Here is a 24,309-nt window from a genome sequence, read left to right as displayed (position 1 = left end):
TTAGTAAAATGTCAGAACGTATGAACGGTATTGTGAAGTGGTTTAACGATGCCAAGGGCTTCGGCTTCATCACCCCGGAAAGCGGCCCGGACCTGTTCGTGCACTTCCGTGCCATTCAGGGCACCGGCTTCAAGTCCCTGCAGGAAGGCCAGAAGGTCACCTTCGTCGCCGTGCAGGGCCAGAAGGGCATGCAGGCTGACCAGGTGCAGGCGGTCTAATCCGTCTGCAACCGTCAGGTTGCCAAAAACGCCGGTCGCGCAAGCGATCGGCGTTTTTTATTGCCTGAAAGAATGAGCGCGGTGACGGTCAAGCGTCCGCCTGGCGCCACTTGCGCAAAGCGATGACGCGTGGATCGGTAGGATGTGCGCTTTCCGCGCGCAGTCCTCCCATGATCACTGTTCACCATCTCAACAACTCCCGTTCCCAGCGCGTGCTGTGGCTGCTGGAAGAATTGGCGCTGCCGTATCAGATCGTGCGCCACGAGCGCGACCCCAAGACCATTTTGGCACCACCGGCCTTGCGTGCGATCCATCCACTCGGCAAATCGCCTTTGCTGGTCGATGGCGATCTGGTGGTGGCCGAATCCGGTGCGATCCTGGAGTACCTGACCGAGCGCTACGACACCGAATGTGCGCTGTCGCCGTCTCTGCGTCCGCTGGATTCGCCCGAGCGCCTGCAGTTCCGCTATTGGATGCATTACGCCGAAGGATCGGCGATGCCACCGTTGATGATGACGTTGATCTTCGGTCGCATCCGCCGTGCGCCTATGCCGTTCTTCGCCAAGCCCATCGCACGTGCGATCGTGGACAAGGCGATGGCTGGCTTCGTTGGTCCGCAGCTGTCGTTGCATCTGGACTGGATGGAACAGTCGCTGCAGTCCGGCAACTGGTTTGCTGGCGAACGCTTTACCGCCGCCGATATCCAGATGAGCTTTCCGGTACAGGCGGCTGCTGCACGCGGCGGCGGTCTGGAGAAATATCCGCTGTTGCGCGCGTTTCTGCAACGGGTCGAAGCGCGCCCTGCTTATCAGGCTGCGCTGAAGAAGGGCGGCCCGTTCGAGTTGATGGGAAGCAAGCCGGCGAAGTGATGGCTTCGGGATGCGAGTGAGGGTGGGCGGGACTGTATGTCGTCCGTCGCCTATCGCTACGACCCACCGCCTCTAACGGCGATGCATTCGCTACTCCCGCATCCCGAATTGCGACCCAGCGACCCCAACGTCGGCATCGCTGCCCACCAGTCGTTCGCAGCAGTCACTCAATACCCAGCTACGTCAGGGTGGATTGTACTTCAGTGCGCCCGACACTGGCGCACAAACTGCAGTGTGTCGCTCAGCACCTGCGAGCGCTCGGGCGGTTGACGCAACGCCAGGAGGATGCCGAGATGGCCAATGCCGGGGTAGACCTTCAATTCTGCGCTGTCGCCTCGGCGTTTCAGCGCTTGCTGCAGCGAGATGCTGTTTTGCAGTTCGACCACGCGGTCGGCATCGCCATGCAGCAGCAACATGGGCGGTTCGTCGCCGCCGACGTAACGCACCGGTTGCGATTGCCGTTGTGCGGCCGGCGCATCGCCGAAGATCTCGACCAATTCGGGATCGGTCATCGGCATGAAGTCGTAAGGCCCGGCAAGGCCCACCACGCCGCACAGCTGGTAGGGTTTGAGGCCTTGCGCCTGCAGCCAGCGGGCATCGGTGCCGAGTAGCGCGGCCATGTGCGCGCCGGCCGAATGGCCCATGACCGCCATCCGCTTAGGGTCGCCGCCGTACTCGTGCGCATGCCGGTAGCTCCATGCGGTGGCGCCCGCGGCGTCGGACATGAAGCCGTGCAGTCCGACCTGCGGATACTTGCGATAGTCGGCGACCATTGCCACCACGCCCCGGCGCGCGAGCGCGCGGCCGACCCAGCGATAATTGGCGCGCGAACCGCGCTTCCAGGTGCCGCCGTAGAAGAACACCACCACCGGTGCATCGACTGCGCCGCGCGGCTGGTACACATCCAGCGCAAGGCCGTGTGCGGGATCGAACACCTGATCGTGATGCTCGACGATGCCCGCCCGGCTGGAGGCGGCATTGATGCCGCCGAAGAAGACGCTGCTGCAGGCCGTCAGGGGCAACGAACCGAGCAGCAGGAGGGCAGGACGGAACCAGCGGGAGGCGCGCGAGGGCATGGGCAATATCGGCAGGATGGCGGGCAGGGTGATTGGTACCAGGCGCGTACGCAACGGGTCAGGCAAGCACAAACCGAGATGGCAGCGACCCGGCAACATGGTCGCCGTTATCGCCTGTATCTGGTCCGCAGCCGGCGGCTATTAGCGGCTATCGCACGTCGCAAGCATGTGCAGGACGAGCCCGCTCGGTGCAAGTCAGCCGAGTGAAGATACGGTGCGCAAGCGGCACCGGATGCGGCGCGACCCATGCCAGGTTCACCGCCGGTGGCCTAGGCTTGCCCGCATGACACAACTGCATTTCGATAACCGACTACGCCAGCAGCTGCCCGGCTATCAGGAGGAGGGGGCGCGCCGGCGCGAGGTGCGTGCAGCTTGGTCGGCCGTGATGCCGACACCGGTTGCCGCCCCGTATCTGATTGCGCATTCGGCGGAGATGGCGCATGTGCTGGGCCTGGATGCGTCCGAAGTAGCCAGTGCCGCGTTCGCCCAGGTGTTCGGCGGCAACGCGCTGTACCCAGGTATGCAGCCCTGGGCGGTCAATTACGGTGGTCACCAGTTCGGGCATTGGGCCGGCCAGCTCGGCGACGGGCGGGCGATCTCGCTGGGTGAGGCGATCGGCATTGATGGCGGGCGCTACGAATTGCAGCTCAAGGGCGCTGGCCCCACGCCTTATTCGCGCGGCGCCGATGGGCGTGCGGTATTGCGCTCATCCATCCGCGAATTTTTGTGCAGCGAGTCCATGCATCATCTGGGCGTTCCAACCACGCGTGCGTTGAGTTTGGTTGGCACCGGCGATGCGGTAGTGCGCGATATGTTCTACGACGGCCGCCCGCAACGCGAGCCGGGCGCGATCGTGTGCCGGGTGGCGCCATCGTTCATTCGCTTCGGCAACTTCGAGTTGCCTAGCGCACGCGGCGATAACGCATTGCTGCGGCAATGGGTGGATTTCACCATTGCCCGCGATTTCCCGGAGTTGGTCGGTACTGCTGAGGCGCTCTACGCCGACTGGTTCGCGCAGGTGTGCCAGCGGACCGCGGTGATGGTGGCGCACTGGATGCGGGTGGGGTTCGTGCATGGGGTGATGAATACCGACAACATGTCGATCCTGGGGTTGACCATCGATTACGGACCGTATGGCTGGGTCGACGACTACGACCCCGATTGGACGCCCAACACCACCGACGCGCAGGGTCGGCGCTATCGCTTCGGCACCCAGCCGCAGGTGGCGTACTGGAATCTTGGCCGGCTTGCCCAGGCGATGGCACCGTTGTTTGCCGACCAGGCGCCGCTGCAACAAGGGTTGAACCGCTTCCGCGATACCTATCTGGCCTGTGATCGGCGCGACACCGCCGCCAAGCTGGGGTTGGCCGAGTGTCGTGACGAGGATCTTGAGCTGATCGATGCGCTGCGCGCATTGATGCGCGACGCCGAGATGGATATGACGCTGACCTTCCGCGGCTTGATCGACCTGTCGCCTGTGCATCCGGACCCCGCACAGCTGCACGATGCCTTCTACGACGACCACAAGCGCGTGGCAAGTGCGTCGCAGTTGCAGGAGTGGTTACAGCGCTATGCCGCGCGCCTGCAGCAGGATGCGTTGTCGCCGGATGAGCGCCGCGCGTTGATGCGCCTGGCCAATCCGCGCTATGTGCTGCGCAACTACCTGGCGCAGCAGGCAATCGACCAGGCGGAGCAGGGCGACCCGTCGGGGGTGCAGGAGTTGCTGGAGGTCATGCGCCGCCCCTACGACGATCAGTCCGGGCGCGCGGCATTCGCGGCGCGGCGACCAGAGTGGGCGCGCGATCGCGCCGGCTGCTCGATGCTCTCGTGCAGTTCCTGACGCGCTCAGATGCAGGGATGCCGTAAAGCCGGCATCAACGGCGCGCGCAGCCTAGAATAGGGGTATCCCCACTGGCCACGACGCCGCAACTACCATCATGACTGACTGCAGCCGCTGCGCCGGCACCAACGCTTCCGGGCCCAACCATTGGTCGGAGCGAATCCGCGACATCGTCGATTTCCCCAAGCCTGGCATCGTCTTCAAGGACATCACGCCGCTGCTGTCGGATGGCCCGGATTTCGCCTCGGCGCTCGACGAAATGGCGCAGCCGTGGCGGACCACGCCGCTGGACGCCGTGCTCGGCATCGAGGCGCTTGGTTTCATTCTGGGTGCGGCATTGGCGCGCGAACTGCGCACTGGTTTCGTGCCGGTGCGCAAGCCGGGCAAGCTGCCTGGGCGCACGCTGATCCGGGAATATGCACTGGAATACGGCACCGATCGCATCGAAATGCACGAAGGCGCGTTGCCGCGCGGCGCGCGCGTATTGATCGTTGACGACGTACTGGCCACCGGCGGTACGTTGCGTGCGGCGCTGGGTCTGGCTGCGCAACTTGAGCTGGAGATCGTCGGCGCGGCGGTGCTGGTCGAGTTGCTGGCGCTACAGGGTCGCCAGAAATGGGCCGATGACGTGCCGCTACTGGCGACGCTTTCTTTTTGATTCGCGTGTTCTGCGGCGACCCTGGCTGCATGGAAGTGTGCGCATCCAGGTTTGCCGTGACTGAGAAAACACGCGGCCGGCATGACGCCGGCCGCGTCGTATTCAGAGCTTGCTGACCCGGAACCGGCGCCCCTTGATCTTGCCGGCGTGCAGATGTGCCAGCGCCTTGGCGACCTGCGCGCGCGCGATGGCGACGTAGGAGCGGGTGGGGTAGATGGCGATCTTGCCGATCGCCGCGCCCGAGAGTCCGGCTTCGCCGGTCAATGCACCGAGGATGTCGCCGGCACGCAGCTTGTCGGTCTTGCCGCCGTCGATGCGCAAGGTGGTCATTGCCGCCTGCGGCAGCTGCGCGGGGCGTGCGGTGGCCAGTGGTGCACGCGACCACTTCAAGGGCTGGCCTTGTTCGGCTTCCAGCGCTTGGGCGCGCGCGGTTTCACGCGGGGCGACCAGGCTTAATGCCAGCCCGTGCTTGCCTGCACGCGCGGTGCGGCCGATGCGATGGCGGTAGGTTTCGGTATCGGTGGGCAGCTCGTAATTGACCACGGCCGAGAGGTCTTCCACGTCCAATCCGCGTGCTGCCACGTCGCTGGCCACCAACACGTTGCAGCTGCGGTTGACGAAACGCACCAGCACCTCATCGCGGTCGCGCTGCTCCATGTCGCCGTGCAGGGCTAGCGCGGAGAAGCCGAACTCCTGCAGCGAGCCGGCCACTTCATCCACTTCCTTGCGGGTATTGCAGAACACCACGCTGGATTCGGGGGTGAAGCGCAGCAGCAAGCCGGCTACCGCTTTCTGCCGATAGGTGGGATCGACCTCGAAGAACTGCTGATCGATTTCCGGCGCGTTGTCGGCGCCTTCGACGGTGATTTCAATCGGGTCTTTCAGGATCTCGCGCGCCAGGGTGCGGATGATGTCGGGGAACGTGGCCGAAAACAGCAGGCTCTGGCGGTGTTTGTCGCAGCGGCTGGCAATCTCGCGGATGGGTTCTTCGAAGCCCATGTCGAGCATGCGGTCGGCCTCGTCCAGCACCAGGGTGCGCACGCCGCCCAGATGCAGGGCGCGTTTGCGCGCCAGCTCCTGGATGCGCCCGGGCGTACCGACCACCACGTGCGGGTCGTGCGCTTCCAGCGAGGCCAGCTGTGGGCCCAGCGGCATGCCGCCGGTGAGTACCACCAATTTCATGTTGGGGATGCCAGTGGCGAGTTTGCGCAGTTGCTTGCCGACCTGATCGGCCAGCTCGCGGGTGGGGCAGAGCACCAGCGCTTGCGCGCGGGTCAGTGCGGGGTCGAGCTTTTGCAGCAGGCCAAGCCCGAACGCGGCAGTCTTGCCGCTGCCGGTCGGCGCCTGCGCGATGACATCGAGCCCCCGCAGGATCGGCGGCAGGCTCTGCGCCTGGACGGGAGTCAGGACGGTGTAGCCCAGGGCGTCGATGCCGGGGGCCAGGGCCGGCGACAGCGGCAGCGCGGAGAATTCGTTCATGGCGCATTTTAGCCCGGGATTCGGAATTCGGGATTCGTCACTGCAACAGCCTGTGCTCTTGCCAATCCCCAATCCCGTACAATTGCGGCATGCCTTTAATCACTCTGCAAAGTGTCGACTACAGCGTCGGCGGCCCCTTGTTGCTGGAAAAAACCGACCTCACGATCGAGCCGTGCGAGCGTATCGCCTTGATCGGCCGCAACGGCGCCGGCAAATCGACCTTGATGAAATTGATCGCCGGCGAGCTCAAGCCCGACGATGGCGAAGTGCGCGTGCAACAGGGCGTGCGCATCGCGCGGCTGGAGCAGGAGGTGCCGCAGGGCACCGGCGGCAGCGTATTCGACGTGGTGGCCGATGGCTTGGGCGAATTGGGCCATTGGCTGGCCGAATTCCATCAGCTCAGCCACGCCGAGGTGTTCGACGGCGATGCGTTCGGCAAGGTGCAGGCCAAGATCGATGCGGCCGACGGTTGGGCGCTGGACCAGCGCGTGACCGAGACGTTGACCAAGCTGGAACTGGACGGCGATGCGGAGTTTGCGCGGCTGTCCGGCGGTATGAAGCGACGCGTGCTGTTGGCGCGTTCGCTGGTGTCCTCGCCCGATGTGCTGCTGCTGGACGAACCGACCAACCATCTGGATATTGAAGCCATCGATTGGCTGGAAACCTTCCTGAAGGGCTGGAGCGGCAGCGTGTTGTTCGTGACCCATGACCGCCGCTTCCTGCGCGCGTTGGCCACCCGCATCGTGGAAATCGATCGCGGCCAGGTCACCAGCTGGCCGGGCGACTGGGCCAACTACGAGCGCCGCCGCGAAGAACGGCTCAATGCGCAGGCGCAGGAAAATGCGCGCTTCGACAAATTGCTGGCGCAGGAAGAAATCTGGATCCGACAGGGTATCAAGGCACGTCGCACTCGCGACGAAGGCCGCGTGCGGCGCCTGGAATCGATGCGCAACGAGCGCGTGCAGCGCCGCGATCTCACCGGCAATGTGCGCATGGAAGTCTCGCAGGGCGAGTCGTCCGGCAAGAAGGTGATCGAGGCCAAGGAAGTCGGTTTCGCCTTCGGTGCGCGCACGATGGTCAAGGATTTTTCCACCACCATCCAGCGTGGCGACCGCATCGGGTTGATCGGCCCCAACGGCAGTGGCAAGACCACCTTGCTCAAGCTGTTGCTGGGCGATCTGCAGCCGCAGCAGGGCGAAATTCGCATCGGCACCAATCTGCAGATTGCGTATTTCGACCAATACCGTTCCACCCTGCGGGAAGATTGGAGCGCGATCGAAAACGTGGCCGAAGGCCGCGATTTTCTGGAGATCAACGGCAAGCGCAAGCATGTGCATGCCTATTTGCAAGATTTCCTGTTCACGCCCGAGCGCGCACGTGCCCCGATCACGCGCCTTTCCGGTGGCGAGCGCAATCGCCTGTTGCTGGCGCGCCTGTTCGCGCAGCCGTCCAACCTGTTGGTGATGGACGAACCGACCAACGATCTGGACGTGGAAACGCTGGAGCTGCTGGAAGAACTGCTGGGCGAGTACACCGGCACCTTGCTGCTGGTCAGCCACGACCGCGACTTTCTCGACAACGTGGTGACCTCCACGCTGGTGATGGAAGGCGATGGCCTGATCGGCGATTACATCGGCGGCTACAGCGATTCGCTGCGCCAACGCCGCACGCCGGTGGGCAATGCGATGGCGGTTGCCAAGGCCTCGGCTACTGCGGTGGCGACCGCCCCCGTGGCGGCTGCAGCAGCGTCGACGGACACCGCGCCCAAGCGCAAGCTCAGCTACAAGGATGCACGCGAGCTGGAGCAGTTGCCGGCCTTGATCGAGACACTGGAGCAGCAGGTTGCCGCGCTCACCGCGGCGATGAACGAGCCTGCCTTCTATCAGCGCGACAGTGCGGCGATGGCGGCCCACACCGCAGCGTTGGGCGATGCGCAGAAGCAACTGGATGCGGCGTACGCGCGCTGGAGCGAGCTGGATAGTTGAGAGTTGGCCGGCACGCGTGATGCGTGCTGGTCCCGTATTGTTCGCTGTAAGCAAGGTGATGATTGCGAGCCATGGCGGATGGATGCATACGGACGTGCGTGCGCAGCGATCCGTCGGCAGCGATCCGTTGTTTGTCGATTCCATCGCCGATCGCACTGCAAGCGCACAGTGCCTACGAAATTTTGCCCACGCTTATCAGGCCGGCGCGCAAGGCGTGCCTCACGCCATCGTGGCGGCAAGGCATGCTGCACCGTGACCGGACGCGCCTTGCAGAACTGCTGTGCAGTTGTGCCGTCAGCCGGCCTCGCAACGGCTAACAGAACGTCGCGCGCTGTCGTCAGTTGGGTGCGGACGGCGCGGAAGGACCGCAGTGGACGCGTGGGACATGCCGATTCCGAGCGCCGGCGGCACCTGCCAGGGGGCTGCGCGGCAGCCTTATGAGCTGCTCTTAATCGCAGGCGCTGGCTGGCGCAACGAACGCCGCAAAGGTCAGCCCGCGTGCTGCCCAGGCGTTGGCGACTTCATCGAGGATGTCCAGCAAGGTGTCGCGGTCGTTGGATGCGGTGCCTGCCAGCGCCTGCGCGCCATCGATGAGCAGTGCATAGCCTTGCGATGACGGCAGCCATGCCAGGTCGCGCAAGGCATCGCTGAGCGCGTCCCAGTTGCGGCCGAAGCTGGCCGGAAAATCCAGTTGCGTGGCCAGGCGCATCAGCAACATGCGTTTGTCGCTGCAGGTTGCCAGATCCACGCGCAGGATGCGCAAGCCGGCATCGCGTGCCAGTGCCGCCATCGTGTCCAGATCGTCGGTCTCGGCCTGATAGACGCCTGATTGCTGCGGATCGGACAGATCCAGTGCGAAGTCGCCTGCGCTCATGGTGCCTGATCCGGGGTGGCGCCATTGAAGGCTTTGAAGCTTTGGTAATGATCGTCGCTGTAGTACCACGCCTCGGGCGGGGTACCGCCGGTGACGATGCGGCGTGCGCCGCGATCCGGACTGCCGGGCGTATCCACGGTGTATTCGCGGTAATAACCACGCGGGCGCTCGGGCAGGCGATGCTCGCGGTTGCCGAACACGCCGCCGTCCTGTGGATGCGGGAACGGCCCGCCGTGCTGGATCAGCACGATCGCGGCCATCGCCTCGGTCGGCAGAAAGGCGGGCAGACGCGGCACCTCGCGCGTCGGTGCGGTCGCGGTGCTCGGTGCGTTGAGTTGCGGCGCGAACTGCGGCTTGGGCGTCTGCATTGCGCGCATGCCCCACAGCCCGGCGACGAGCAGCGCGATGGCGACAATGAGCAACGCGGGCTTACGCATGAAGACGGTCCGAAGAATGGCTACGGCAGAGCAAGTATGCCGATGCGTGACTGTGTCGACTTTGAACGTGGCCAAGCGCCAGCGCGGTTCACGCCCAAGTAACCGGGACATGGTGCAAGGTGTGCAGCCAACGACGCGCGGCATGAGATGGGATGAAGTTTCCCTGCCAGCACCCTTGGTAAGCGCTGCCGCCGTCCTTACCATCTACCACGCAACGCCCGGTCTTCGCCGGGCGGCAAGTCCAGGAGATACGCATGGCTTACACCCTTCCGCAGTTGCCCTACGCCTACGACGCGCTGGAACCGAACATCGATGCGCAGACGATGGAAATCCATCACACCAAGCATCATCAGACCTACATCAACAACGTCAATGCGGCGCTGGAAGGGACTGAGTACGCCGATCTGCCGATCGAAGAGCTGGTCTCCAAGCTGAAGAGCCTGCCGGAAAACCTGCAGGGCCCGGTGCGCAACAACGGTGGCGGCCACGCCAACCATTCGCTGTTCTGGACCGTGTTGTCGCCCAACGGCGGCGGCGAGCCCAAGGGCGAGGTCGCCAAGGCGATCGACAAGGACATCGGTGGGTTCGAGAAGTTCAAGGAAGCGTTCACCAAGGCCGCCGTCAGCCGTTTCGGCTCGGGTTGGGCATGGTTGAGCGTGACCCCGGACAAGAAGCTGGTGGTGGAAAGCACCGCCAACCAGGACAGCCCGCTGTTCGAAGGCAATACCCCGATCCTGGGCCTGGACGTGTGGGAACACGCGTATTATCTGAAGTATCAGAACCGCCGCCCGGAATACATCGGCGCGTTCTACAACGCCGTCAACTGGGAAGAAGTCGAGCGCCGCTACCACGCTGCGATCGCCTGAGTTCTGAGTCAGTGCGGTAACGCAAGAAGGCCGGGAGCGATCCCGGCCTTCTTTGTTGCTGCGATCTGATCTTCTTCACGGCGATGCGATAGCGCACGATGTGACGTGTCGGTCGCGCCGATGGCGCGCGCGACGAAGAGGGCCTTTCCTGAGCGTTATGCAACGCAAAAGGCCGGGTTTGATCCCGGCCCTTTGTCTGTGTGGTCCTGCTGCAGCGACATGCGTCGCGCATTCCGCCGTCAGGCGCGGCACTCAGAACGTGGCGTCGAACTCGCGCGCATAGCCGGTATTGACGATGACCTTCTGCAGCGCGTCGCTGATCTTGATGTTGCCGGCCACGATCTGCTGCGTCTGCGGGCCCATGTTGTCCATGCGCGGCGGAGTGGCGCCCTTGTAGTCGCAAACGCGGCCACCGGCCTCGCGCACCAGCAAAACGCCGGCAGCGATGTCCCAGGCTTTGACGCCTGCTTCGAAATAGGCGTCGGCGCGCCCGCAGGCCACATAGGCCAGGTCCAGCGCCGCCGAGCCGGTGCGACGCACGTCTTCGGCCTGCACCAGCAGCGCATCCACGCACTTGAGCTGCGCACTGGCGCGCGCACGTTCGCGCGGCGGGAAGCCGGTGTGGACCATCGCGCCTTCCAGGTCCTTGCGCTCGGCAATGCGGATGCGGCGGTCGTTGAGCACCGCGCCGACACCACGGCTGGCAGTGAACAGCTCATTGCGCAGCGGATCGAAAATCACCGCATCGATAGGTTCGCCGTTTTCCACCAGTGCGATGGAAACGCAGTAGTGCGGAAAGCCGCGCAGATAGTTGCTGGTGCCGTCCAGCGGATCGATCACCCAGGTGTAGCGGCCACTCTTGCCGCCCTGCACGCCGCCTTCTTCGCCAAATACGGCGTATTCGGGATAGCCGCGCTTGAGTTCCTTGATGATGACCTTCTCGGCGTCGGCATCGACTTCGCTGGCATAGTCCATGCGGCCTTTCTGCACCACGTTGAGCGCATCGAGCTTGTTGATACCGCGCAACAGCACATTGCCGGCGAGGCGGGCGGCTTTGACCATGACGGTGACGGCGGGTTTCTGCATGGTTAAAGCTCCCGTGAAGGCAGAATCGGACAATGGCGAAGTTATAAAGAGCGCTCCGGCGCGAAAGCCGGCCGCGCAGTTTACCATCTACGGCCAAACAGCTCTCCAATCTCCGTTCATGTCCGTCAGTCAGTGCATCCGTTTTGTTCTTGTCGGTACCCAGCATCCTGGCAACATTGGCGCCGCCGCGCGTGCGATGAAGACCATGGGGGTCTCGCGCCTGGTGCTGGTGGCGCCGGAGCGAGCACTCGATGAAGACGCCTACCGGCGTTCGGCTGGTGCCGAAGACGTGCTGAGCGAAGCGCCGATCTTCGCGACATTGGGCGAAGCGGTGGCCGACTGCACCCTGGTGATTGGCTGCACCGCGCGCGCGCGCCGGGTGGCGCTGGAGGAACTGCTGCCCGACGAGGGCGCACAGCGCGCCCTGGCCAAGGCGAGCGAGCCAGCCGAGGTGGCCTTCGTGTTCGGCCGTGAGCGCACCGGTCTAACCAACGACGAGCTGCAGCTGTGCCATGCCGCAGTGCATATACCGTCGGACCCGCAGTTCAGTTCGCTCAATCTGGCCGCAGCCGTGCAGGTGCTGGCGTATGAGGTGCGGCTGGCGCAGTTGGCGGCAGGCGAGGCCGAACCGGCGCCGGCCGCCGCTACCGGCTTGCGCGACGGGCCGGCCAGCCACGCGCAGTTGGAAGGCATGTTCGGTCAGTTGGGCGACACGCTGGACGAGATCGACTTCCACAAGGGCCGTGCGCCGGAGTCGGCGATGCGCAAGTTGCGCCGCTTGTTGCTGCGCGCTGAGATGACCGAGCAGGAGGTGCGGCTGATCCGCGGCATCCTGTCCGATGCGCAGCGCATGGCCATGCTTGCCAGGCAGGCCGAAAACTGACGTCTGTCACATCTTCGAAGATTCGGCTAGGCTGTCCGCGGCTCTAGTGGAGTGTTCGTTTTGCGCGGTCTACGATGGTGTCTGATTGCCTGCTGGCTGATCGCCGGGGCAGGCTTGGCTGCGACGGTTTCGGCAGCGCATTCCTCGGTCCTGGTGCTTGGACGGATCAGCGATGATCCAGCCACCCATTACGAGCAGCTCAAGCCCCTGCTGGATTACGTGGTGCCGCGCATGCGCGAAGTGGGAATCCGTCGTGGCGAGATCCTGATGGCGCCGGACGCGCGCCAGATGTCCAGCTATCTGCGGCGCGGCCGGGTCGATTGGGTCAGCGAAACCACCGGTGCGGCGATGCTGCTGGAGCAGAGCGGCGGCGCGCATCCCTTGGTGATGACCGAGCGTGGCGGTCTGCGCGACTTCCACACGCTCTTCTTCGTGCGTCGCGACAGCCCGATCCAGTCGCTCGCGCAGTTGCGTGGCCACACCCTGGCATTGCAGAACGCCTCGTCCACCAGCGGCTATCTGCTGCCGATGCTCGAACTGCTGCGCAACGGCATTGCGTGCGATGTGCTGCTGTCGGCGGACGACGCCCCGGCGCGCGGATCGGCCGGCTATTTGATGGTCGGTTCCAAATTGAACGTTGCCGCGTTCGTGCACAAACGCCTGATCGACGTGGGCGCACTCAGTAATGTGGATTGGGACGACGAACGCCACATGCCAGTGGTGTTCAAGCGCGACTTCCGCATCGTGCACCGCACGGCGCCGGTGCCGCGCGCGGTGGAAATGGTGCGCGCGGGCATGGACCCGGCGGTGGAGCAGCGCCTGCGTGTGGTGTTGCTGCAGGCTGCCTCCGATCCCAGGGCGGCGCCTGCATTGAAACGTTTCTTCGACACCACCGGGTTCCGACCGCTGGATCCCACCAGCCGCCGCCGTCTTCAGGAGCTGAGTGCCGGCGTGCAACGCGTCAGGGAACAGGTGGAATGACTCAGCTGCGCTTTGGCTTGCAGGCACGCTTTCTGTTGGTGATGGCGCTGACGCTGTTACTGGTCGGGACGATTCTGGCCTCGCTGTTGCAGCGACAAAGCGCCATGCAGCGCGAGGTGCGCGGGTTGAGTGCGCAGATCCTGCATGAGCTATTCGACCGTAGCCTGCGCACGCGCGGCGAAACGCTGGCGACCGAACTGGCCTCCGGGCTGGCCAATCCCGTGTATTACTCGGACCTGGGCGCGGTGGGCGCGCTGGTGCGCAATGCCATGCGCCAGCAGGTGGTGAGCTATGTGCTGGTATTCGACCGCCATGGCCGGCTGGTGCACGACGGCACGCCGACCTTGCAGCGCTACGGGCAGGCCATGACCGATCCGCTCGCGGCCAAGGCGCTGGCGGCGCAGAAAATGGTGTTGCAGTACTCGCCGGAGGTGCTGGATGTCACGGTGCCGATCAAGATCGGCGACCAGCGCATCGGCGGCGTGCGGGTGGGCATGTCGCGCGAGCGGGTGCGCAAGATCGAGTCCGGCGCCAATCTGACGTTGGTGCAAAACCTCAACGCCATCGGCAAGCGCGATCTGGGCTGGCTGCTGGTGCTGCTGGCCGCGCTGGTGGGGCTGGGTGTCTTGCTGGCCATTTATGTGCAGCGCACGCTGGTGGCGCCGGTGCGGCTGCTGGCGGCTGCGGCCAAGCAGATCGAACGTGGTGATTACGCAGTACAGCTGCCGCCGCACCCGCGTAACGACGAGATCGGCGAGCTGATTTCCGCGTTCGGGCGTATGAGCGAAAGCATCGCCCGCCACGACCGCGAAGTGCGGCACATGGCCTACACCGACGCACTGACCGGGCTGACCAACCGCCTGGGCTTCCGCGAAGGGCTGGATCATCTGCTCAACACCGCCCGCAGCACCGGCAGCAAGCTGGCACTGCTGTTCGCCGATATCGACGACTTCAAACGCGTCAACGACACGCTCGGCCACGAAGCCGGCGACGAAGCCTTGCTGCAGTTCGCCAGCCGCATCAGCCGCGCGGTGGCTGCGTTGGGCGACGACGATGCGATTCTGGCGCGTTTCGGTGGCGATGAGTTCGTGATGCTGTTGCAGAGCGGCGACGTCAGCTTGCTGGCCGCGCAGTTGGCCGAGCGCCTGGTGCATGAGCTGAGCCGGCCGTTGAACGTGCAGGGCCGCGAGGTGTTCCTGGGCACTTCGATCGGCATCACGCTGTTCCCGGACGATGCCCGCGATGCCACCGCGCTGCTGAAGAATGGCGACATCGCGATGTACCAGGCCAAGGTAGCCGGAAAGAATTGCCATCGCTTCTACAGCCGCGCTGCCGATCATGCCGTCGAGCGCCGCGTGCGCATGGAGCACGAGTTGCGCGGGGCCTGGGAACGCGACGAGCTGCTGCTGGTCTATCAGCCGATCTATCGCACAAGCGACCGCGTGCTGGTGGGCGTGGAAGTGCTGTTGCGCTGGCAGCATCCGACACTCGGGACGATTGCACCGTCTACGTTTATCGATATTGCCGAGCAGAGCGGCCTGATCGAAGTGATCGGCCCCAAGGTGCTGCGCGCAGCATGCCTGGAGGCGGCGCAATGGCCGTTGGTGGGCGAAGGCCTGTTTGTGTCAGTCAATGTGTCCCCGCGGCAGTTGCGCAGTGGCGATTTGATCGACACCGTGGCCCAATGCCTGGCCGAGTCGGGATTGCCGGCCGCGCGCCTGCATCTGGAACTCACCGAGACCGCGGTGATCGGCGACGAAATGATGGCCGCCCGCTTGCTTGATCAACTGCACCGCACCGGCGTGAAGGTGTGGCTGGACGACTTCGGCACCGGCTTCTCCGGCCTGAGCCATTTGCGCCAGGTGCCGGTGGACGGGGTCAAGATCGACAAGAGTTTCATCGCCGACCTGCAGCGCGACCCGGACGATTTGGCCCTGACCACTGCGATCATCAACATGGCGCATTCGCTGGGAATTACCGTCGTTGCCGAAGGCATCGAGCAGGAAGCGCAATTCAATCTGCTACGCGAGCGCGGCTGCGATCTGGGTCAGGGTTACTGGTTCAGCCGGCCATTGAGCCCGGCCGATATGGTCAAGCTGATCGCAGCAGGCTGAGTGCCGTCGGAGCGCGTCTGAGCGCAACGTGCGTTATTGGTAAGGCTCCACGCGCCCGGGTGCGCTCCTGCAAAGAGCGTGTCTGGGTCATCATCGGGGACTTCGCGCAGTGCCGGGTAACAGCGTAGGAGCGCTCCTGGGCGCGATTGGGCGTTACCGGTAAAGCTTCATCGCGCCCGGGCGCGCTCCTGCGACGGATTACGCTGAGGTCAGGGCGGTTACAGCGGCCGTTTGCCGGTATCGCCGGGAATTTCGCGCACCAGGCGCGGCACCAGATAGCCGGACAGGCGCGTGGCCAGTTCGGTATGCAGCGCGCGTGCGCGGGCATCGTCCACTTCGAAATGCGCCACGCCAGCGACGCGGTCGAGCTGATGCAGGTAATAGGGCAGTACGCCGGCAGCGAAGCTGCGCTCGCTCAATGCCGCCAGCGCGTCCACGCTGTCGTTGACCCCGCCCAGCAGCACAGCCTGGTTGAGGAGTTGCGCGCCGGTGTCGCGCAGCGCGTGCATGGCCATGTCCACTGCGGAGTCGAATTCATTGGCGTGGTTGGCATGCAGCACGAACGCCGCTGGCCACGGCAGGCTGCGCAGCCAGGCCAGCAGTGGTGCGTCCACGCGCTCGGGCAATACGATCGGCAGGCGGCTGTGGATGCGCAGGCGTTTGAGGTGCGGGATCGCTGCCAGTGCGTCGGTAAGTTCGGCCAGCTTGGGCGTGGCCAGCGAGAGCGGGTCGCCGCCGGAGAGCAGCACTTCGTCGATGCCGGGGGCGGCGGCGATCGCGGCCACCGCCTCACGCCAGCCATCGCGCGCAGCGGTCTCTTCGGCATACGGGAAGTGGCGGCGGAAGCAGTAGCGGCAATGCACGGCGCAGCTGCCGGTGGCGATCAGCAGGGCGCGGCCGCGGTACTTCTGGATCACACCGGCGGCAGTCTTGGCGGCGGCATCGCCCACCGCGTCCAGGCCGAAGCCCGGCACGGGCTGCATTTCCGCATCCAGCGGCAGCACCTGGCGCAGCAGCGGGTCGTGGAGGTCGCCGTGGCGCATCCGCGCCACAAACGCGCGCGGCACCCGCAGCGGAAACTGCGCAGCGGCAGCGTCGCTGATCGCCGCCGCCTGCGCATCCAGGCCCAACAGCTCCAGCAGCACGCGTGGGTCGCGCACGGCGTCGCGCCACTGCTGCTGCCAGCGCGATGGCTGCAGGGCAGGGGGCGGGGATGGCTGTAAGGCGCGGGGGGCTGCGGTTATCATGTGAGGTCACAAAACCAATGCCCGCCGGTTGCGGCGGGCGCCCCATTCTAATCCGACCTGCCACCGCATGGCGGGTCGTGGTCTTATCGAGGAGCTGCACCATGGCCACTGTTGGCATGAACGACGTCAAGAACGGCATGAAGATCCTGGTCAACAACGAGCCGGCGGTCATCACCGAGACCGAATACGTCAAGCCGGGCAAGGGCCAGGCCTTCACCCGCATGAAGTACCGCTTCATCAAGTCCGGGCGCGTGGTCGAAATGACCATGAAGGCGACCGACGACGTGGAAGTGGCCGATGTCGTCGATACCGACATGCGCTACCTGTACAGCGATGGCGAGTACTGGCACTTCATGGACCCGGAAACCTTCGAGCAGGTGCAGACCGACAAGGCCGGCATGGGCGGCGCCGACAAGTGGCTGAAGGGCGAGGAAGACTGCATCGTGACGTTGTGGAACGGTGCGCCGATCTGGGTGCAGCCGCCGAATTTCGTCGAACTCAAGATCACCGAGACCGACCCGGGCGTGCGCGGCGATACCTCCGGTGGTGGCGGCAAGCCGGCCACGCTGGAAACCGGCGCAGTGGTGCGCGTGCCGCTGTTCGTCAACCAGGACGAAATCATCAAGGTCGACACCCGTTCGGGCGAATACTCGGCGCGCGTCAAGTAATTAAGATGCGCCTGGGACGCCGGTCCGGCCGAGCAGTACGCAGTGCCAGTGTCATGGCGGGAGGAGCAGATGACAGAACGACTGCGCCGCTGCCAGGCTTGGGCGGCCGGTGTTTGGAATCTGCGTGTGCCACGCCTGCACCGCCGGTCCCGTGCGCCATTCGTACGCACCTGACGGCTGCTCGCTTCGCGTTGCTGGCTGGGCTGAGCGGCACGCTTGCGGCGTGCCAGGTGTTTGCGCAAACCGCTGCCACTGCTGCCTGTGATGCGCAGAGCGTGGCGGCGGTTGCAGCGGTTGCGACTTCCGGCGGAGCGGGCGGCACCGCCGAGGCGGTGCCGGTCGCGCGTGTCGTGGCACAGACCTGCAAGCCGTGGCCGTACGATCCAGCGATACGGCTGGCAGCGGTTGCATTTGCTGCCGATGCCACCACCGAGGCTGGCGAGCGCAACCTTGAATTGCGCGTTGCCATGCTCGATGCCGGCACTCATAAGGTCGTGGCGTTGTATGCGCAGGACATGGGTGAGGATGCCGGCTTCGAACTTGCTGCCGACAGTCTGCGCCTGGATACCGCGCGCTATGACCTGGCGCAGGGCGTACGCGCAATTGGCGTTGTGGTGCATAGCGTTGCGCGCGGCCCTAGTTGCCCGGATTTCGACAGCAACGACGCACTGACCTTGCTGGTGCGCGAAGGGCGTCGGTTGCGCCCGGTGCTGCAGCGGAATCTGACTGTCTGGCAGCGGGTGAAAGGCGAGCCTTGCAACTGGGGCGCGACAGGTGTGGTGACCGAGCGCGGCACGCTCACACTGTCGATGGACACGCCCATCCATGCCGGCTACGCCGACATCGCGCTGACTGCCAACTTGGTGACCTCCACCACCGTCAAGGATGCGGTCGACACCGAACGCACGCGCCGCCGACGTCAGGTGCTGCGCTACGACGGCACGCGGTATGTGCCTGTGTCACGCTCCGACGACTCCTGGCCGTTCGGCAACTAACTTTTCAATGGATCCCCTCATGACCAACGCCCCGCCCGAACCCTGCGACCTGCTGATCGAGGCCGGCTATGTGGTGCCGATCGAGCCGCACGCGGTGGTGCTGGAAGACCACGCCGTTGCGGTCAGCAATGGAGCGATCGTGGCGATCCTCCCGACCGTCGACGCACGCGCGCGTTTTGCGCCGAAGCAGACCGCGTCGCGCCCGGAGGCTGCATTGATGCCGGGTTTGGTCAATGCGCATACGCATAACCCGATGACGTTGCTGCGCGGCATTGCCGACGACCTGCCGCTGATGGTGTGGTTGCAGCAGCACATCTGGCCGGTGGAAGCGGCGGTGATCGGGCCGGAATTCGTGGCTGATGGCACCACGCTGGCGATCGCCGAAATGCTGCGTGGCGGCACCACCTGCGTTAACGAAAACTACTTCTTCGCCGATGTGCAGGCCGCGGTGTACAAGCAGCACGGTTTCCGTGCGCTGGTAGGTGCGGTCATCATCGACTTCCCGACCGCGTGGGCATCGTCGGACGACGACTACTTCGCGCGCGCCGGAGAGTTGCATGACCAGTGGCGCGACGATCCGTTGATCAGCACCGCGTTCGCGCCGCATGCGCCGTATACCGTGAACGATGCCAACTTCGAACGCGTGCGCATGCTGGCCGACCAGCTCGACATCCCGGTGCACCTGCATACGCACGAAACTGCGCAGGAAGTGGCCGATTCGATCAAGCAATACGGCCAGCGCCCGCTGGCGCGACTGGATCGTCTGGGCCTGGTTAACGACCGTCTGATCGCAGTGCACATGACCCAGCTCACCGATGCGGAAATCCATCTGTGCGCCGAGCGCGGCATCAGCGTGGTGCATTGCCCCGAATCCAATCTCAAGCTTGCCTCGGGTTTCTGCCCGGCGTGCGCGCTGCAGCGTGCCGGCGTGAATCTGGCGATCGGCACCGATGGCTGCGCCAGCAACAACGACCTGGACATGTTCAGCGAGAACCGCACTGCCGCGATTCTGGCCAAGGCCGTGGCCAACGATGCGACCGCGCTGGACGCGGCAACCACCTTGCGCGCGGCCACCCTGGGCGGCGCGCGTGCATTGGGCTTCGGTGACACCATCGGCTCGATCGAGATTGGCAAGCAGGCCGACCTGATCTGCGTGGATCTGGCCGCATTGGAAATCCAGCCACTGCATCATGTGTTGTCGCAGTTGATCTACTCGGCCGGCCGCCATCAGGTCACCGATGTGTGGATCGCCGGCAAGCCCAAACTGGTGCAGCGTGAGCTCATCGATATGGATACCGCCGCCCTGGTCGCCAATGCGCGGCAGTGGCGCGAACGCATCCGCACCGTCCGCGCCTGAGCGCGCGTCATCGCATCACGGAGCCCCCGCATGAATTCGAATACGCAACCTGCATCCGGCAATTTCCACCAGAGCGAGCTGGATAAATTCGCTGCGCTGGCCAACCGCTGGTGGGATGCCGACGGCCCGCAAAAGCCGTTGCACGCGCTCAATCCGGTGCGTCTGGACTATGTGTCCGCGCGGCTAGATCTTGCCGGTGCGCGCGTACTCGACGTCGGCTGCGGCGGCGGGCTGCTCAGCGAATCGATGGCGCGCCTGGGCGCGCAGGTCACTGCGATCGATCTGGCACCGGAGCTGGTCAAGGTGGCGCGTCTGCACGGCCTGGAATCCAGCGTGCAGGTCGACTATCGCGTGCAATCTGTGGAAGATCTGGCCGCCGAGCAGACGGGCAGTTTCGATGCGGTGACCTGCATGGAAATGCTCGAGCACGTGCCGGATCCGACCGCGATCATCCGCGCCTGCGCCCGCCTGCTCAAGCCGGGCGGCAAGCTGTTCCTGTCCACGCTCAATCGCACCCCGGCTGCGTTCGCGCTGGCCGTGGTCGGTGCCGAATACATCGCGCGCCTGCTGCCCAGGGGCACGCATCATTACAAGGATTTCATCAAGCCGGCCGAGCTTGCGGCGTGGTTGCGCAATGCCGAACTGCAGCTTGAAGACGTCAGCGGCATGCTCTACGAGCCGTGGCGTAACCGCGCGCGTCTGTCCTCGCGGACCGAGGTGAATTATCTGGCGTATGCGGTGAAGCCGTGATGGGCCGGGATTCGAAAGTCGGGATTTGGGATTCGCAACGGCCGTTGGTTGGGGTCTTGATGGTCCCGGTGGCGTGCCGGGCGATACGCAATTGACTACAGATGTGGCTGCTGCGGATTTTCCGCGGGTGGTGCTATTCGATCTGGATGGCACCTTGCTGGACAGTGCGCCGGATATGCTGGCCACGGTCAACGCGATGCTGGACGCGCGTGGCCGTGCGCCGATTGCGTTGGCCTCGTTGCGTCCAGTGGTCTCCAAAGGTGCGCGTGCGATGCTCGGTGTGGCCTTTGCCGAGCTCGATGCCGAGGCGTGCGTTGCACTGGTGCCGGAATTCTTGCAGCGCTATGAAGACGTGATCGGCACGCAGTCGCAGCTGTTCGACGGTGTCGAAGAACTAATGGTGCGACTGGAGAATGCCGGTTGCGTCTGGGGCATCGTGACCAACAAGCCGGAATATCTGGCGCGGCTGATCCTGCCGCAGTTGGGCTGGGAACAGCGCTGCGCGGTGCTGATCGGCGGCGACACGCTGGCCGAGCGCAAGCCGCATCCATTGCCGCTGCTGGCGGCCGCCGAACGTATCGGCGTTGCGCCCGCGCAATGCGTGTATGTCGGCGACGATGCGCGCGACATTCTGGCTGCACGGGCGGCGGCGATGCCGTCGGTCGCGGTGTTGTGGGGCTACCGCCTGGACGACGACGACCCATTGCGCTGGCAGGCCGACGTGCTGGTCGAACAGCCGCAGGCGCTGTGGAATCCCGCAACGTGGCCGCAAACCTGATCTTTCTTCGTTTTTTTCTGGACCCGCCATGAGCCAATCCAGCGCTCTCGATAGTTTTCTCGACAAATGGCGCACACGCTGGCCGGAATGGTCGGTTGCCGAGCCTTTTATCCCGCAACTGCAACGCCCGCTGGCAGCCGCCTGGTTTGCGCTGTTGCAGGAATGGGAAGACATCATGAACATCGCCGGCGACCCGTTGCCGGCCGATGCCAAGCTGGCATGGTGGCAGCAGGAACTGCGCGACTGGTCGAACCAGCGCTCGCGGCATCCGCTGGGCCGCGTACTGGAACCGGTGCGTGCGCCGTGGGCAGCATTGGCTGACACCTTGCCGGCGATGCAGACCGCCCGCGTGCAACCGCAATCACTGCAGCAGGCACTGGGCACATTGCATGCATTTGCAGAGGCCGTGGTTGCGGTAGAAGCGGTGCTGTTTGCGCGCACGCAGCCGGGCGATGGCGCTGCGGTAGCGGTGCAGTGGCTGGATGCACGTCAACGCGTGGCCGGCGATAGCGCCGCGCCGGGCGGCGTGGCCACGGCCGCATGGCGCATACAGTTGCTGCAGGCCTGGCCGCGCAAGGTCGCGTTGGCGCGACCGCATCGGGTGTGGTCGCGCCTGGCGCGGCTGCGTCTGCAGCGCGCGCTGAGCGGCAGGACAGCCTATCCGCCGCCGCTGCAGCAGGTGTGGCATAGCTGGCGTGCGGCCAGCGGTACGGACTAACCGCGGCTAACGAAACGTGTTGGTCGTCAAGCGGGTGTAGACGGCGCGGTCGGAACCGCAGTGTATGAATGGCGTATGCCGATTCCGAGCGCCGATCGCGCCCGCCTGGCGGCTGCGCAGTCGTGTTTTTAGGCGCTTTAGGCGCAGCAAGTACGCTGACCGCGCTCGGCATCCGCGCTTGCCGTGTGGCAAGCGCGGTGTCTCAATCAGCTGTGCTCAGATCGGCGAATCCGGCAGCACCGAGTGGTAGGCGATGAAGGCGTCGTTGCATTGCAACGGCACGCCAGGGCCAGGCTTCCCTTGCAGCTGCACATCGTTGGACGCTGATTCGGTCAGCTGATCGAAAAAGCTCACTGGACCGCCTTTAAACGTGAAATGCGTCGTGCCCGGGTTGCTCGCAGGCCCGCCGAAATGCGGCTTTGCGAACGAGACCTTTCCACCTTCCAGCACCACGTTGTCCAGCGAAATGCTGATCGGCAAGGTGGTCTTCGCATCGCGGTAGCCGTAGAAGCTCAGCTCGCCGCCGCCGAATGCCTTGGAACCCAGCGAGTGCACATTGGTCAGCGTGATGCCGCTGAAACTCGGCAGTTTGCTGCGCACTGCTGCATTGGCGTAGTTCGCATCGAACACCAGCGGCCTTGCCACACCGCGCATGCAGATGTTTTCAAAACTGATGTCGTAGACCTGGCCGCCGCGCGTGCCATCGGATTTGATCCGCAGCCCGTTGGAAGAATACGGGTCGTCGTGTACATCGTTGCTATTGAAGCCATCGATGCTCAGCCCGCGCACGGCGATATGGCGCATGCCCGAGTCGGTTTCGCTGCCCAATGAAAAACCATGTGTGTAATAGAACTGGTTGTAGGTGAACAGCATGTTTTCCGATGCGATGCTGCGCTTGCTACTGGCATGTGCCTTGATCGCAACACCGTCATCGCCGGTAGCGATGTACGAATACGTCAGCAGTACATTCTTCGACTGGCCCGGATCGAAACCATCGGTATTCTTGGCGGTTTTCGGGGTGAAGCAGGTGGCGTGCGGATTGACATCAGGCGTGCTGCCGGCCGGGCAGTGGTAGCCGGGCCGCGAGTAGACCAGGCTGGGCGCAAGAATTTTGATGCCCCACGCCGTCAGGCCAACCACGTTATCGGTGGTCACATGGAAATTCGCCGAGTTTTCCAGAGTGATGTCGTACAACGTGAAGTCAGTGCTGTCGTCGATCTGCAGCAGCCGCGGGACGTGTTGGCTCAGGCCTTTAGTGACGTTGAGATAGGCCAGATCCCACCAACTGGCGGTGCCGGCGTTTGGCCCGGCAGTCAGCGTGCTGCCGCCGCGTCCATCGATCTTGCCCGCACCAACGATCGCGCTTTTTGCGGTATCGGCGACGTGGATGAGCGGCTTGCATGACTTCGTCTTGTCGCTGGTCGCAGTGCCGCAGGTGCCCAGGCCGTTGTCGTAATCCAGCGGATTGCGCGAGCCGAACAAGGTGACGCCGCCGTCGATCCATAGCGTGACACCGCTTTTAATGGTCAGCGGCCCGGTCAGCAACCCGGATTCGCCGGCATCGCCGGGGACAAGGTGCACTGCGCTGCCGGCAGGGCAATGGTCGATGGCCGCCTGCAAGCGCGCGGTGTCGCGTTTGGAGTGTGCCGGATTCTGGTCAAGCGTATCGAGCGAGCCGCCCACCGGCATCAGCGCGGCCTTGAGCGTGGCGCATACCTGGGTCGGTAATGTGGGCTGCTGGACCACCCCCCAGCTTGTGGAAATGCTGTGCGCGGTATCAGGTACGTACTGCCCGTGCGGTCGTGCAGCGCTGGCGTGGAACGTAGCCAGACCGAGCAGGGCGAGGGTCAGTGGCGTGACGGTTGGAACAAAGCGATGGGACTGCATGGGTGTTGGTCCGGTGGAATGCGGCAGACGTGCCAGATCAGCGAGCGGCAGCGAGATACCAGCGTGTGCGTGATGCGATGATCCTGCGACGCGCACGCACGCACGCGGCGTCGGTGTTGCTGTGTTGATCGGGCGGCTTCAACTCTGGATCGCAACACCAACGTTTGTGACGTGGTCCAGGCGACCTGACCTGAGCATTTCACCGCCAAGTGGAGTTGCCCATGTCATCCAGCCGCCTTGACCTATCGGAATGATACCGCCTACATGCGTTATATGAAACCGGGATGTCGATGCGCGCCATCGCCGATGTATTGGCGCGTGCGCCCAGCACGATCAGTCGTGAGCTGCGCCGCAATCAGCACGCTGCGCGGTACCAGCCCGATCACGCGCAGCGCATCAGCGCCCATCGGCGCACGCAGGCCAGCCGGCGTCCACGCATCGACGCCGAGCGTATCGGCCAGAGCGAGGTCCTGCTGAGGGAGGACGTCAGTCCCGAACAGATCGCCGGTCGCACCGGCTTGGCCAGTCACGCATGGATCTATC

Annotated in this window: 22 protein-coding genes, 1 other RNA gene and 1 pseudogene; 16 read left to right on the top strand and 8 right to left on the bottom strand. The window is 64.6% G+C overall.

Going from position 1 to position 24,309, the window contains the following annotated elements:
* Positions 1-8 precede the first annotated feature (8 nt).
* Complete coding sequence (locus WJW29_RS18915) at positions 9-218, top strand: cold-shock protein (RefSeq protein WP_011408744.1); 210 nt, start codon at positions 9-11, stop codon at positions 216-218.
* A gap of 170 nt (positions 219-388) precedes the next feature.
* Positions 389-1,087: a glutathione S-transferase gene (locus WJW29_RS18910; protein WP_113084387.1), complete on the top strand. Its 699-nt coding sequence runs from the start codon at positions 389-391 to the stop codon at positions 1,085-1,087.
* A gap of 200 nt (positions 1,088-1,287) precedes the next feature.
* On the opposite strand, the gene WJW29_RS18905 is transcribed toward WJW29_RS18910, so the two are convergent.
* The gene (locus WJW29_RS18905) at positions 1,288-2,163 is read right to left on the bottom strand and encodes an alpha/beta hydrolase (protein ID WP_041182161.1); all 876 of its coding nucleotides are present in this window, start codon (positions 2,161-2,163) and stop codon (positions 1,288-1,290) included.
* Between the two features lie 283 nt (positions 2,164-2,446).
* On the opposite strand from WJW29_RS18905, the gene WJW29_RS18900 reads away from it, so the two are divergent.
* Together WJW29_RS18900 and WJW29_RS18895 are read left to right on the top strand one after the other, a co-directional pair.
* Positions 2,447-4,003 carry a protein adenylyltransferase SelO gene (locus tag WJW29_RS18900; protein WP_011408741.1) on the top strand — a complete coding sequence of 519 codons (1,557 nt, stop codon included), beginning with the start codon at positions 2,447-2,449 and terminating at the stop codon, positions 4,001-4,003.
* A 97-nt stretch (positions 4,004-4,100) separates the two neighbouring features.
* Positions 4,101-4,661 carry an adenine phosphoribosyltransferase gene (locus tag WJW29_RS18895; protein ID WP_011259319.1) on the top strand — a complete coding sequence of 187 codons (561 nt, stop codon included), beginning with the start codon at positions 4,101-4,103 and terminating at the stop codon, positions 4,659-4,661.
* Positions 4,662-4,763: 102 nt separating this feature from the next.
* Here WJW29_RS18895 and dbpA read toward each other — a convergent pair whose 3' ends face one another.
* Positions 4,764-6,140, bottom strand: coding sequence for an ATP-dependent RNA helicase DbpA (gene dbpA, locus WJW29_RS18890; RefSeq protein WP_011259318.1), 1,377 nt, complete (start codon positions 6,138-6,140; stop codon positions 4,764-4,766).
* Between the two features lie 89 nt (positions 6,141-6,229).
* Between dbpA and WJW29_RS18885 the strand changes: the two genes are divergently transcribed.
* Positions 6,230-8,125: an ATP-binding cassette domain-containing protein gene (locus WJW29_RS18885; RefSeq protein ID WP_011259317.1), complete on the top strand. Its 1,896-nt coding sequence runs from the start codon at positions 6,230-6,232 to the stop codon at positions 8,123-8,125.
* 311 nt (positions 8,126-8,436) lie between these two features.
* Here WJW29_RS18885 and WJW29_RS18880 read toward each other — a convergent pair.
* From WJW29_RS18880 to WJW29_RS18870, 3 genes are all read right to left on the bottom strand, one after another.
* Positions 8,437-8,512: non-coding RNA, sX9 sRNA (locus tag WJW29_RS18880), on the bottom strand.
* A 61-nt stretch (positions 8,513-8,573) separates the two neighbouring features.
* Positions 8,574-8,999 carry a barstar family protein gene (locus tag WJW29_RS18875; RefSeq protein WP_011259316.1) on the bottom strand — a complete coding sequence of 142 codons (426 nt, stop codon included), beginning with the start codon at positions 8,997-8,999 and terminating at the stop codon, positions 8,574-8,576.
* The gene (locus tag WJW29_RS18870) at positions 8,996-9,436 is read right to left on the bottom strand and encodes a ribonuclease domain-containing protein (RefSeq protein WP_011259315.1); all 441 of its coding nucleotides are present in this window, start codon (positions 9,434-9,436) and stop codon (positions 8,996-8,998) included. The genes WJW29_RS18875 and WJW29_RS18870 overlap by 4 nt, the downstream gene beginning before the upstream one ends.
* Positions 9,437-9,690: 254 nt before the next feature.
* Here WJW29_RS18870 and WJW29_RS18865 point away from each other — a divergent pair, with 254 nt between their 5' ends.
* Positions 9,691-10,302, top strand: coding sequence for a superoxide dismutase (locus WJW29_RS18865; protein WP_011259314.1), 612 nt, complete (start codon positions 9,691-9,693; stop codon positions 10,300-10,302).
* A 252-nt stretch (positions 10,303-10,554) separates the two neighbouring features.
* On the opposite strand, the gene WJW29_RS18860 is transcribed toward WJW29_RS18865, so the two are convergent.
* Positions 10,555-11,388: an inositol monophosphatase family protein gene (locus WJW29_RS18860; protein WP_011408740.1), complete on the bottom strand. Its 834-nt coding sequence runs from the start codon at positions 11,386-11,388 to the stop codon at positions 10,555-10,557.
* Positions 11,389-11,506: 118 nt separating this feature from the next.
* Here WJW29_RS18860 and WJW29_RS18855 point away from each other — a divergent pair, with 118 nt between their 5' ends.
* From WJW29_RS18855 to WJW29_RS18845, 3 genes are read left to right on the top strand one after another with little or no spacing between them, the layout of a single operon-like run.
* Positions 11,507-12,271 (top strand): RNA methyltransferase, encoded by a 765-nt coding sequence (locus tag WJW29_RS18855; protein WP_011408739.1) that lies wholly within the window; start codon positions 11,507-11,509, stop codon positions 12,269-12,271.
* A gap of 51 nt (positions 12,272-12,322) precedes the next feature.
* Complete coding sequence (locus WJW29_RS18850; RefSeq protein ID WP_011259311.1) at positions 12,323-13,252, top strand: phosphate/phosphite/phosphonate ABC transporter substrate-binding protein; 930 nt, start codon at positions 12,323-12,325, stop codon at positions 13,250-13,252.
* Entirely contained in the window at positions 13,249-15,366 is a 2,118-nt protein-coding gene (locus WJW29_RS18845; RefSeq protein ID WP_011259310.1) for an EAL domain-containing protein, read from the top strand. Before WJW29_RS18850 ends, WJW29_RS18845 begins: the two co-directional genes overlap by 4 nt.
* A 218-nt stretch (positions 15,367-15,584) precedes the next feature.
* Here WJW29_RS18845 and epmB read toward each other — a convergent pair whose 3' ends face one another.
* The gene (gene epmB / locus WJW29_RS18840) at positions 15,585-16,613 is read right to left on the bottom strand and encodes an EF-P beta-lysylation protein EpmB (protein WP_075239847.1); all 1,029 of its coding nucleotides are present in this window, start codon (positions 16,611-16,613) and stop codon (positions 15,585-15,587) included.
* 101 nt (positions 16,614-16,714) lie between these two features.
* Between epmB and efp the strand changes: the two genes are divergently transcribed.
* The 6 genes from efp to WJW29_RS18810 all read left to right on the top strand — a co-directional run bounded on the left by efp (position 16,715) and on the right by WJW29_RS18810 (position 21,879).
* Positions 16,715-17,281, top strand: a complete 567-nt coding sequence (efp, locus tag WJW29_RS18835; RefSeq protein WP_002802373.1) for an elongation factor P — start codon at positions 16,715-16,717, stop codon at positions 17,279-17,281.
* Between the two features lie 191 nt (positions 17,282-17,472).
* The gene (locus tag WJW29_RS18830) at positions 17,473-18,276 is read left to right on the top strand and encodes a hypothetical protein (protein WP_041182450.1); all 804 of its coding nucleotides are present in this window, start codon (positions 17,473-17,475) and stop codon (positions 18,274-18,276) included.
* Between the two features lie 19 nt (positions 18,277-18,295).
* Positions 18,296-19,633, top strand: coding sequence for a TRZ/ATZ family hydrolase (locus tag WJW29_RS18825; protein WP_027703270.1), 1,338 nt, complete (start codon positions 18,296-18,298; stop codon positions 19,631-19,633).
* A 30-nt stretch (positions 19,634-19,663) separates the two neighbouring features.
* Positions 19,664-20,383 (top strand): bifunctional 2-polyprenyl-6-hydroxyphenol methylase/3-demethylubiquinol 3-O-methyltransferase UbiG, encoded by a 720-nt coding sequence (ubiG, locus tag WJW29_RS18820; RefSeq protein WP_011259306.1) that lies wholly within the window; start codon positions 19,664-19,666, stop codon positions 20,381-20,383.
* Between the two features lie 73 nt (positions 20,384-20,456).
* A complete protein-coding gene (locus WJW29_RS18815; protein WP_011408736.1) occupies positions 20,457-21,161 on the top strand; it encodes a phosphoglycolate phosphatase in 705 nt (234 codons plus the stop codon).
* 28 nt (positions 21,162-21,189) lie between these two features.
* Complete coding sequence (locus WJW29_RS18810) at positions 21,190-21,879, top strand: phytoene synthase (protein WP_011259304.1); 690 nt, start codon at positions 21,190-21,192, stop codon at positions 21,877-21,879.
* 216 nt (positions 21,880-22,095) lie between these two features.
* Here the strand turns inward: WJW29_RS18810 and WJW29_RS18805 are convergent, their stop codons facing one another.
* The gene (locus WJW29_RS18805; RefSeq protein WP_011259303.1) at positions 22,096-23,766 is read right to left on the bottom strand and encodes a diffusible signal factor-reguated family 28 glycoside hydrolase; all 1,671 of its coding nucleotides are present in this window, start codon (positions 23,764-23,766) and stop codon (positions 22,096-22,098) included.
* A gap of 221 nt (positions 23,767-23,987) precedes the next feature.
* Between WJW29_RS18805 and WJW29_RS18800 the strand changes: the two are divergent.
* A pseudogene (locus WJW29_RS18800) lies at positions 23,988-24,309 on the top strand (helix-turn-helix domain-containing protein); the annotation flags it as partial.

The sequence above is a fragment of the Xanthomonas sp. JL1 genome (assembly GCF_038405005.1).
The sequence above is the reverse complement of the archived record's forward strand: the minus strand, read 5'-3'. Positions and strand labels throughout refer to the sequence as shown.